This window comes from Candidatus Hydrogenedens sp. (assembly GCA_035361075.1).
Lineage (GTDB): Bacteria > Hydrogenedentota > Hydrogenedentia > Hydrogenedentales > Hydrogenedentaceae > Hydrogenedens.
Genome location: DAOSBX010000033.1, coordinates 21,977 through 32,700 on the forward strand (window position 1 = coordinate 21,977; position 10,724 = coordinate 32,700).

The window sequence follows — 10,724 nt, forward strand, 5'->3', positions numbered from 1 at the left end:
TAAGCATTGAGTCCAAAAACGATATTAAAAGTGGAATCCTTGGAAGTACGATATGGAGATAGAGTAATCCTTGAAGATGTCTCATTTGAAGTTTATGAACACGAGATATTTCTAATCGTAGGCGGTAGTGGTTGTGGCAAAACAACACTGCTTAAAGCCGTGTGTGGTCTCTTAAAGCCATCAAAAGGACGTATTTACATTAATGGTCAGGATGTGACAGTATTGGACGAGGAAGAACTGTCAAAAGTATTGCAGAACATAGGAATTGCCTTTCAATCAAGTGGCTTAATTAATTCAATTACCGTGGGCGACAATGTTGCCCTTCCACTAAGAGAATATGGCAAAACAGACCAAGAAATTATTAGCGATATTGTTCGTATCAAGTTGAGTTTAGTTGGTTTATCTGGTGTCGAAAATATGATGCCCGAAGAGTTATCAGGTGGTATGAAAAAACGTGCAGGTCTGGCAAGGTCATTGGCATTAGACCCACCACTTGTTTTCTTTGATGAACCTTCCGCAGGTTTAGACCCTATTATTGCTGCAGAATTAGATGAACTTATATTAGATTTAAGAAACATATTAGGTATAACATTTGTAATAGTAAGCCATGAACTGGAATCAATAAAAAAGATAGCTGACCGAGTTCTCATGTTAGATGGCGGAAAGAATATTTTTTGTGGAACATTAGAAGAAGTAAAATATACTCATATACCTAAAGTAAAACAATTTTTCGAACGGAAACCCAATGAACAGAAAATGATAACTTCATATAGATAATACAGTAAAAACAACAAGGATAAAATCGTGGCTACGAAAAAACAAAAATTTCAAGTTTCAATATTTCTTCTTGTCTCAGTTTCTCTTGTATTAACAATTATTTATTTTGTCTCTGGAATGTATAGCAATTACGGGGTAAGATATCGAATCGAGTTTGATGAATCTGTTTTAGGAATTTATGAAGGCGGTGTTGTCGAATATTTAGGTGTACCTGTCGGGAAAATTGAGGAAATAAAGGTCAGCCGTGAAGGAAAACCAAACGTTGTTGTCAATATTGACAGCAAAAAAGTAACCCTGCATAAAGGTGTTGAAGCAAATCTTGTCATTTATAGCCTTGCCGCTGGAACAATGGCAATTTCTTTACGGGGCGGTGACCCTAATGCACCTATATTACCCCCAGGAAGTAAAATACCAGCACGACGCTCTACTATTTCCGCTGTGAGTTCAAGAATTGAAGAACTTGTTGAAGATTTAAAAAACATTCTTGACTCAGTCAAAAAAGGAATGGAAGGACTTGAATCAGGAGATTTAACAGAAATTGCTCACAAAGTTGATAGAGTATTGGAAAAAGGAGAAGAAGTATTGGACAATGCCAAAAATACGTTGAAAAATATTGAAGATACGTTAGGGAAAATAGAACCCAAAATAAGTAAAACGTTAGATACCAGTGAGAAAACCGTTGGTGATATAAAACAACTTTCAAAAAAAGCAGAAGACTTGGTTACTACAATAAACGAAAAAGCAAAACAGTTAGATATCCAAAAAACACAAGATAACTTAAACAATACAATGGAAGAAATACAAAAGTTATCCAAAAACGTAAATGATTTAGTGAATGACCTGAAAAGTATAACCAGTACCGCCTCCTATAAGGTAGATAATGTTGAGTTTTCAATACAAAAAACATTGGAAGAAATGAACCAAACATTAGAATCATTAAGAAATGTATTAGATACAATCAAAAACAATCCAGCCTCTCTAATAAGAGGAAAAGCATATCCAAAAGAAGGAAAGTAAATATGAAAGCAAACATAAATAAAGGAAGTATCCTAATTTTTATAATACTTGCCTCTTTTTCAGGGTGTTTATCTCCAACAATGTCAAATACCCCGATAAAATATTATTTACGCCCTGAAATTGATGAACTACGAGGCGAACCCACGGGGCTTACCCTCGCTATACGAGGTTTAGATTACCCAAGAACAATTACAAACTATGTAACCTATTTAGATGAACAAGGTAAAATGTATATAAATGAAAATGAAGAATGGGCAGAACACCCCTCAGATGTAATTAAAAAAATCCTTATAAAATCATTTCAAAGAACAGGAAGATTTCAAGATGTTGCAGATGCTGTGGAGATAAAAAATCCCGATGTAATTCTTATCGGAGAAATTAATGCATTTTACAAAGTGAAAGAAAATTCACAGCAAAAAATATATATATCAGTAAATTTGAGGATAAGGGAACAAAAATCAAGCAAGATAATATTTAATAAAAACTTCAGTGTTGAATCTGTCATTGAAAACGATGAATATTTTATTCAAACAGTAAATAATGCTTTGTCAAAACTCGCAAAAGATATTGAAATTGAAATAAACAATAGCCAATTTAATGTTATACCTATTAGATAAATTAGATTGTAAAAATGACATAGCACTCAACATAAAAGAAACTTTCAAATGCAATTTCTGACCAATTTTATAAATATATTCGCAGAGATGGCACCCTATTTATTATTTGGGTTTCTCATCGCAGGTATTTTATCTCAAATCCTCCCAACATGGTGGGTCAAAAAACATCTTTCTGGTAAAGGTTACGCACCTATTTTCAAAAGTGCATTAATAGGAATACCTTTGCCTCTTTGTTCATGCGGGGTAATTCCAGTTATGGCATCACTTCGAAAACAGGGAGCAAATGTTCCAGCAATGTTAGCATTCATTCTATCCACACCCCAAACAGGTGTTGATTCCATTCTTGCTACCTATGCGTTGTTAGGACTACCTTTAGCAATATATAGACCCTTTATCGCACTAATTACTGCTGGTGTAGGTGGATGTTTGTATTATTGGATTAGCAAAAGAAAGGTTGAAAATGATGAGACTACCGAAATAAATAATAATGATAACCAGATAAATTATTCGGATGAAAACCCGAACAGAACAATAAAGGAACGAGTTATTGATATACTCCATTATGGTTTTTTTACATTGCCCCGTGAAATTGCAAAACCGCTGATTTTTGGAATTATTATTGCTGGAGTTATAACGACATTTATTCCACCAGGAGTTATTACAAAATTTTTAGGAAATGGAATATTACAAATTTTCTCCGCTATTTTAGTCGGGATACCGATATATGTATGTGCCACAGCATCCATACCAATTGCACTTAGTTTAATATATTTGGGTGCTTCGCCAGGTTCTGCCTTGGCTTTCCTTATTGCAGGTCCCGCAACAAATATGGCTACTATTGCAGTCGTAAAACAGTTCTTGGGCAAAAAAGCAGTAATCATTTATGTTTTAACAATGATTGTTTCAGCCTTATTCTTCGGACTTACATTTGACTGGCTTACAAACTATGTTCCTTCATTCCAGTTTTCAAATCATGTACACTTAATGTCTCATAGTAGTCTCGCAGATAGCCCTGTAAAATTCATCTCTCTTTTGTTGCTAACTATCATTTTAATCCTGAGTACAATAAAAATAGATTCAATTATTCAATATTTTATGAAGAGAAAAATTTCGCCCACGATTAAAGAAGAACCATATTTGAAAATTAAAGTGGATGGAATGACCTGCTCACACTGTTTAACAAGAGTAAACTCTATTATTTCAAACATAAGTGAAGTTAAAGAGGTGGATATATCCCTTGAAAAAGGTATCGCTACAATCTATGGCAAACCCTCCTTCAATACTATTAGAAATATACTAATTAAAGAAGGTTATACATCGGAAATAATTGAGGACCATACCACCTGCTCCTGCCATACATTAAGTAATTGCCAATGCCATTAACAAATGAGTTTATACTTCTCAATGAACGCAAATTATCCCTGTGAGAGAATGAATATCGTTGACACTTTGTAAATGTTACATATTTTAGTGAAGTTATCTTGTCTATGAGAAAGGTGATACTATAAGTGCTTCCGTTTACAGAGAGGATTAATAGATAACAATGTATTATTAAGACAACGACACTTATTAAAATTTTATAGAGATTGATTAGTTTTTTCTACCTCAGAGAAATTAATTATTAATAGTATCCTTCTTCTTAATCCGGCACAAGAAACCCACTACTTTTCGCACTCAGTAAAGTTAAATATCTTCTTGATTAGGTTATTTTATATCCGTTATTTCAGAAGGTAATTCACTTAAAATAGACTGTATCTCTGATTGAAAACTTTGCTCTATTTTTTCCTGAATTAGATAATTAGAAATTTCATTATTAATTTTAGTTAAAGTATTCATAAGGTCAAAGTCTGGGTATTTCCCAGAGAAATTTTTTGCACTATCTAACAACTGACCTTTTAACTCTTGAATTCTATTGTTTACATATCGAATACCCCGACCTTTTTGTTGATTTTCAAGAGGAAATTCATCCGTAACTTCATCGTATGTAGCCAATGCCTGTCTTAGTAGAACAATCGCTTCAGCAATATGCCCTGATAACGCTTCTTGTTCTGCTGTATTTTGCAATTTATCAGCACGTTCCAGAGCCTCCTTTGTCATAGCCAAACGAGCATCTCGTTCTTTTATATCACGTTCTGTATCCAGTCTTAAACGCTCTGCTTCAGGGTGGAGTGGGTCTGCCGTTACAGCATTCTTAAACCAATCTAAAGCCTCCTCTAACTTCTTCGCCTCTCTTGATTTGTTCCCCTTATCCACATAATAATCAGCAATTTTACGAGCAATTTCTCTTCGATTTGGATTAAGTTGAATAGCCATTTGATACTGTTCTACTGCAAGTTCGCTAAGTCCCGTTTGCATAAGTGTGTCACCCAATTGTATATACATATCTTCGGTGAATGGCACAAGTGCACTCAGTTTTTGGATGCCTAATTTAATTTCTTCGGGATTCCCTCGTTTCGCATAAAACAAACCTCCCTGTAATGCATATTCCCTTAATGCCGATTCACCTACATTGCCAATAGTTTGATTAGGAATAAGGACGGTATACCAGACATCAGCCACCGCATTTAATGAGATACTGACACATTCAGGTAAAGTAGTAGATGCAGTGCCACGAAAACCTACATTAGATTTATACTCCTGTTCAAATATGGTATCTCTTGAACTTATTTGCCTCGAGAGTTGTGAAAAATATACTGAGGGATTAACTCGTTGACGTGGATTTGTCCGTAGCGAAACCTTTTCAATCATCTTTTCAACATCAGCATTATAAAGTGTTTGAATTGTCAGGTCAGCATTTTGCAGTGGAGATGTTGCCTGTGCAGTTAATTTTCCAAGAATACCCAAACGATAAGCATAATACGGATCTATCTTTTTAGGCTTTACTGCTATTAATAAGTTTATTTCTGTCTCTATAGCCCGAACAATATCAGTTCGAGCTGTCGGAACAAGTGAATAAAGAACATCATCAGGTATACCTGCTCCATTTTTTAAGTCTTCCTCTAACTTTTTCAAGGAGGTGTTAAGCTCTTTATCTAAAAGATGGATAGCATTACTAATGATAGATATTTGCGCCGTAGGTCCCCAACAATAACCCGAAACCGAATAAAAAATAAACGTTAATAGTATGCAATAAAAGAAAAATTTTATTCGAAACATATCGCTATCCTTATTGAGTATTTGTAATCTGTTGTTGAGTATTCTGGGTTGATAACAACGTTTGCTCTATTTGTTCCATTAACACTTCAATCTCCGCTGTAGAGTAAGATGGAACAACCTTCTTAACAATCTGAACATATTTTTTTAAAAGGTTCAGTCCTTCGGAAAGCACATTTCGGCGAATATAAAGAAGGCCATTTTCAAGATAAGCAGGTGCATACTCAGGGTCTTTTTGTATCGCACTACTAAAACATTGTTGTGCTGTTGACATGTCATTGTTGGCTAATGCAATACGTCCTTCTATTAAATAACTCCTCGGGGATTGTTGACCTTTATTTTTTATGGCTTGTATTAATTCCGTGGCTTTGGTTAGATTATCCTGTTTGAAATAAATCATCGCCAAGTCTAAAGTCGCCTCATACGAGTAATTACCTTCCATATTTTTAATCTTTTCCAATTCTATTATCGCTTCTGTGGTTAGCCCTGAATTCAACAAAGTTAATGCATATAAATAATTGAGCATAGCAGGAGATTGTTCTTTTGTTTTTACAGTCTGTAATAATTGAAGAGCACGATTCGAATCCCCAGACTTAAGTAGCTGACAGGCAAATAAAGCCTTATCAGCGTCGCTGAGCCCTTGCGTAGTGGTTTCTACAATAGACATATATTTCTGCTTACCGTTCTCATCTTTTCTCATATCTGCTAAGAGATATAACAAAGTCGCATTCTGGGAGTCTGCAGATACCGTATTAGCAAAGGTCAATGCCAAATCATAATTCCCGTATGACATAAGAAGGGCGATAATTCCTTCTTTCTTCATATTTGTGCTGGAGGCTAAAGCGATTATCTGTTCAGAATCCATATTATTGAGAGCTTTAGGATTAGCAAGTAGTGAAAGCAATTTTAAATCATTTCGTTCGGGATATAAATCAACTAACTTTGTAAGATACTTTAATTGTGATTCCTTGCTTTTTTTATTGTGTGCAGAATACAGGGCTAACCATACCGCATCCGTATTCTTTTTATCCTTCTCAAAAGTCTTTTCAAATTCAGCCATCGCCTCATCGTATTGCTTATTTTTCAAATACATCTTACCTAAAACAAAATGGGCTCTTGTATTGTTCGGATTTTTTGCAATGTGTTTTTGTAGCGAATCTATCGCACCTAACAAGTTTGTTCGACTTAAATTTATGGCACTTGAGACGGGGTCATAGGTAATAAAAATGATACCTGCCCCTATAACAATAATTAATAAAACAAAAACAAGTCCCACAATTAAATATTTTTTCAACTGTTCCGACACTATCCTTCTCTTAATCTTTGGTGTCTCCTGAACAATTTTTGTACCAGTAAGCAAGTTTGTTCCACAATAGATACAAATAATATCTGTTTTATTCACAGGGGATTTGCAATTGGGACAATATAACTGCTGAGATTGAGACTCTGTTTGTAATGGTGCGGATATGGTTGTTGCTTGTAATGGAGCACCACAATGAGGACACTGTTCTATATCATCTTTAACAGGTTTATTGCAATACGGACAATGTTTCATGTCTTATCCTTTTATTTATTCAATGTTCTTGTTTATCTTCTTCATTAATCATAGCAACATAATCTAACTCTATTTTATTTTTACAATGACTACAAAACGTTCTTCCGACAGGATTTCTATGTCCACATATTTTACATTTTGGGAAAAATAAAGAAGGCACTGTAATAAGGGTCACAGTCAACGTTATTCCTACCATAATAAATAAATATACTAAACGCATAATAAATGTAAGTCCTTACATTTTTCCTTCTAAAATAGTTTACATAATTATTATATCTATATATCAATAAAAAATAACATAAAATTATGGAATTATTTCCTCAACAGAATTGACAACCCTCGTAGGACGGTATGGATATTTTTCTATATCTTCCAATTTGGTAACACCAGTTAAAACAAGAATTGTTTCAACACCAGTTTGTACACCTGCAACAATATCGGTGTCCATTCGGTCTCCAATAATAACAGTATTTTCAGAATGAACCCCAAGGTAATTCATTGCACTTCTCATCATAAATGGATTAGGTTTACCGATATAAAAAGGACTTCTCCCTGTTGCTTTTTCGATAAGTGCCGCCATCGCTCCACATGCAGGGACTATGCCTGTTTCTGTCGGTCCTAATGGGTCAGGATTGGTAGCAATAAATTTTGCCCCTTTACGTATTAACCTGACCGCAAGTGTTATTTGGTCAAAATTATAGTTTGATGTCTCACCTAAAATAACATAGTCAGGATTATACTCAGTGATAATATATCCTGCCTGATGCACAGCGGTAGTCAAACCACTTTCTCCGAGAACGAATGCCGTTCCGTTAGGTTTTTGCATCCTTAAAAACATACCTACAGCCACTGCCGATGTATATATATTTTCAGCCGATATTTCAAGATTGAGAATGTTCAAACGATGGGATAAATCCATCGGAGTAAATTTAGGATTATTAGTAAGGACTAAAAATTTACTTCCTGCTTCATTTAACCGTTGTATGAAGTTGTTAGCACCAGGAATTACAGAATTCCCTTTAACCAAAACACCATCCATATCAATCAAGTAATTTTTTACAATTTTAGTAGAAGAATCACTCATTTAATTACTCCAAAAAAATATTCTGTATATAAATTATTTGTTATAATCAGTAATTGTTAGTGCATATATTAACAAACTTATATATAGTTACTAAAAATATCATAGGAGTTTGTCTATATGAATTATAAAAGAAATATAACAATTGTATTCATGTTATTAGCGGTCATTATTTCGTTGTCTATACTTTCTTGTCGAACACTTGCTGGACAACCCGAAATTAAAAAAGTTGAAGTTATACCCAATGAAATTTATCCAGGTGACACCGCAGTTATACAGGTAGTTGTCAAAGATAAACACCATATCGTCCAGAAAGTCGAAGGGATTGTTAAAGAAGACCCAAGAATAAAACTACGATTGAGAGATGATGGTATAGAACCCGACAAAAAAGCTAACGATGGAATATGGATATTAAAAGTAGATGTTCCGAACGAAGTAATGCCTGGCGAGTTTATGCTTGAAATAACTGCGTATCGTAAAGATGGACTTCCTATAAAAGTCCGACATAAAGAAGAAAAGATTGTAACCTTAAAGAAGGAAATACCGATTGTTATAAAGAGTAAGAATTAATAATGTCCCTAATCCTTCAATCATTTTTATCCATCCTTTTAATTTTAGTTTTAAATGAGTCTGGTATCCCTAAAAAAAATATACTATTTCTGACGATAGATACACTTCGTGCTGACCATTTAGGTTGTTATGGTTACAATCTACCTACTTCTAATAACATTGATGCCCTTGCAAAGAAAGGATTGATATTTGATAATTGTATTGCTGAAGTCCCTCTGACATGTCCATCTTTCTCGTCAATGTTGACCTCACAATATCCCCGTTATCTTGGTGTAACCCGAAACGGATTAGGTATATCAGATGATAATAAGACTGTTCAGGAAATCTTAAAAGAACATGGATATTTTACATTCTGCGTTCAAAGTAACTGGACACTAAAATCCAGACTAAGTAACTTAAATCAAGGTTTTGATATATATGATGATGATTTTCATAATAAAAGATGGGGAATTTTTTCCTCTGAACGAATCGCAGATGAAGTGACCAGAAGGGCAATACAAATATTAAATAATTGCCCCCAAGATAAACCATTTTTTGCCTGGGTACATTATAGTGACCCTCATGCTCCATACCATTTCAGAAAAGAATATAATCCAGGTAGTAAATTACAGAATGATGAGACGAAAATTGGAAAAGTTATTAAATCTTATGATTCTGAAATAAGATTTACAGATGAACATATCGGTAAATTATTAATGCATCTTCCAAAAAATACCTCCATAATATTTGTCGCTGACCACGGCGAAAGTTTATATGAACACAACTATTTAGGACATGGTAGAAAACTTTATCAAAATGAAATTAGAATCCCTTTTTTCATCGTCGATGACGAAGTCATACCTGGTAGAACATCAATTCCCGTAAGAGGTATTGATGTTGGACCCACAATATTAGGAATAGCAAAAATAGAAAAACCCAAATATATGTTAGGAAAAGATATATTGAACGAAGAAATTCCAGTAAATAGAGTTCGAGTAATAGAGACCTATGGAGGTGCTGTCCCTAAAATTCCCATCCTTCGGTTTTTTATGAAAAACTCAAAACCTATTATGCAATCTGTTATCGATAATAACTGGAAACTTATTGTCAGTGGTATACAAAAAGAACTTTACAATTTGAAAGATGACCCTAAAGAATTAAATAACCTTGTATTAAAAGAACCTGAAATAGTTATAAACGTGCAAAAAGTAATAAAAGAATGGTCAAGAAAAATACCAAAAACAAACCCTAAAACTTCAAATAAAATGTCTGATGAAGATATGGAGGTTCTCCGTTCTATGGGTTATTTAGAATAGCATTGTAGGTTGAAATTAATTTCCTCTCCAGCCTGTATCAGGTGTGCAACACTCAGACCAATTACTGTATTCTCCATTTCTTACTTCACGAACACACACCCAATAATAATACACAATGGGGAGTACTTTCTTTCCTGAACACGAAAAGGTAGACTCTACTTTTGCAGGTTCTGCTGTATAATCAAAAAAATAGGGGAAATGCGTTACCCCAATGATTTCCGCAGTAAAACAATTATTTACAAGGCTTCTTAAAACTACAAACTCGTATTCCTTATACAACATCTCATAAGTCCAACTTATGAACACATAATCAGAATAAAAACCATCAGTAGCAACTAATCTGTTTGGAGGTGAAGGTGTCTCGAGTTTCGCCTCTCCTTCCTTTTCCCCTTCAAAAACACTACCCCCTTCCGTTTCTTCTCCCTCTTCTCCTTCACCCTCTAATATTCCTTCGAGTATACCTTCAGTTGTCCCTTCTTGCGGTGCTTCACCATCACCTGCACCTTCAATTATACCCTCAGAAATGCCTTCATTCCCCCCTTCAATAGGTAGTTCCCCCTCAGTCATGCCTTCCTCGACCCCTTCCGAACTACCCTCCAATAAACCCTCAGTCATGCCTTCCTCGACCCCTTCCGAACTACCCTCCAATAAACCCTCAG

11 protein-coding genes are annotated in these 10,724 nt (G+C 34.7%); 6 read left to right on the plus strand and 5 right to left on the minus strand.

Annotation, left to right across the window (positions count from 1 at the left end; all coding sequences use genetic code 11):
• Positions 1-6 precede the first annotated feature (6 nt).
• The 4 genes from PLJ10_10275 to PLJ10_10290 are packed head-to-tail and all read left to right on the plus strand — an operon-like array spanning position 7 to position 3,794.
• Positions 7-777, plus strand: coding sequence for an ATP-binding cassette domain-containing protein (locus tag PLJ10_10275; GenBank protein ID HOK10034.1), 771 nt, complete (start codon positions 7-9; stop codon positions 775-777).
• A 27-nt stretch (positions 778-804) separates the two neighbouring features.
• Positions 805-1,794: an MlaD family protein gene (locus PLJ10_10280; GenBank protein HOK10035.1), complete on the plus strand. Its 990-nt coding sequence runs from the start codon at positions 805-807 to the stop codon at positions 1,792-1,794.
• A 2-nt stretch (positions 1,795-1,796) separates the two neighbouring features.
• Positions 1,797-2,411 carry an ABC-type transport auxiliary lipoprotein family protein gene (locus tag PLJ10_10285; GenBank protein ID HOK10036.1) on the plus strand — a complete coding sequence of 205 codons (615 nt, stop codon included), beginning with the start codon at positions 1,797-1,799 and terminating at the stop codon, positions 2,409-2,411.
• A gap of 48 nt (positions 2,412-2,459) precedes the next feature.
• On the plus strand, positions 2,460-3,794 hold the full coding sequence (locus tag PLJ10_10290) for an SO_0444 family Cu/Zn efflux transporter (GenBank protein HOK10037.1): 1,335 nt from the start codon (positions 2,460-2,462) through the stop codon (positions 3,792-3,794).
• A 321-nt stretch (positions 3,795-4,115) separates the two neighbouring features.
• Here PLJ10_10290 and PLJ10_10295 read toward each other — a convergent pair whose 3' ends face one another.
• The 4 genes from PLJ10_10295 to PLJ10_10310 all read right to left on the minus strand — a co-directional run bounded on the left by PLJ10_10295 (position 4,116) and on the right by PLJ10_10310 (position 8,203).
• A complete protein-coding gene (locus PLJ10_10295) occupies positions 4,116-5,567 on the minus strand; it encodes a hypothetical protein (protein HOK10038.1) in 1,452 nt (483 codons plus the stop codon).
• A 10-nt stretch (positions 5,568-5,577) separates the two neighbouring features.
• Positions 5,578-7,119, minus strand: a complete 1,542-nt coding sequence (locus PLJ10_10300) for a zinc ribbon domain-containing protein (GenBank protein HOK10039.1) — start codon at positions 7,117-7,119, stop codon at positions 5,578-5,580.
• Positions 7,120-7,138: 19 nt separating this feature from the next.
• A complete protein-coding gene (locus PLJ10_10305) occupies positions 7,139-7,339 on the minus strand; it encodes a hypothetical protein (GenBank protein ID HOK10040.1) in 201 nt (66 codons plus the stop codon).
• A gap of 84 nt (positions 7,340-7,423) precedes the next feature.
• The gene (locus tag PLJ10_10310) at positions 7,424-8,203 is read right to left on the minus strand and encodes an HAD-IIA family hydrolase (protein ID HOK10041.1); all 780 of its coding nucleotides are present in this window, start codon (positions 8,201-8,203) and stop codon (positions 7,424-7,426) included.
• Positions 8,204-8,320: 117 nt separating this feature from the next.
• On the opposite strand from PLJ10_10310, the gene PLJ10_10315 reads away from it, so the two are divergent.
• Positions 8,321-8,770 carry a hypothetical protein gene (locus tag PLJ10_10315; protein HOK10042.1) on the plus strand — a complete coding sequence of 150 codons (450 nt, stop codon included), beginning with the start codon at positions 8,321-8,323 and terminating at the stop codon, positions 8,768-8,770.
• Between the two features lie 2 nt (positions 8,771-8,772).
• Complete coding sequence (locus PLJ10_10320) at positions 8,773-10,065, plus strand: sulfatase (protein HOK10043.1); 1,293 nt, start codon at positions 8,773-8,775, stop codon at positions 10,063-10,065.
• A gap of 15 nt (positions 10,066-10,080) precedes the next feature.
• Here PLJ10_10320 and PLJ10_10325 read toward each other — a convergent pair.
• Positions 10,081-10,724: hypothetical protein (locus PLJ10_10325; protein ID HOK10044.1), on the minus strand; the 644-nt coding region annotated here is incomplete at its 5' end.

Coding starts and splice junctions, on each gene's coding strand:
- PLJ10_10295 (HOK10038.1), bottom strand. CDS start 5,567: ATGTTTCGAATAAAATTTTTCTTTTATTGCATACTATTAACGTTTATT.
- PLJ10_10305 (HOK10040.1), bottom strand. CDS start 7,339: ATGCGTTTAGTATATTTATTTATTATGGTAGGAATAACGTTGACTGTG.
- PLJ10_10315 (HOK10042.1), top strand. CDS start 8,321: ATGAATTATAAAAGAAATATAACAATTGTATTCATGTTATTAGCGGTC.
- PLJ10_10285 (HOK10036.1), top strand. CDS start 1,797: ATGAAAGCAAACATAAATAAAGGAAGTATCCTAATTTTTATAATACTT.
- PLJ10_10310 (HOK10041.1), bottom strand. CDS start 8,203: ATGAGTGATTCTTCTACTAAAATTGTAAAAAATTACTTGATTGATATG.
- PLJ10_10290 (HOK10037.1), top strand. CDS start 2,460: ATGCAATTTCTGACCAATTTTATAAATATATTCGCAGAGATGGCACCC.
- PLJ10_10320 (HOK10043.1), top strand. CDS start 8,773: ATGTCCCTAATCCTTCAATCATTTTTATCCATCCTTTTAATTTTAGTT.
- PLJ10_10300 (HOK10039.1), bottom strand. CDS start 7,119: ATGAAACATTGTCCGTATTGCAATAAACCTGTTAAAGATGATATAGAA.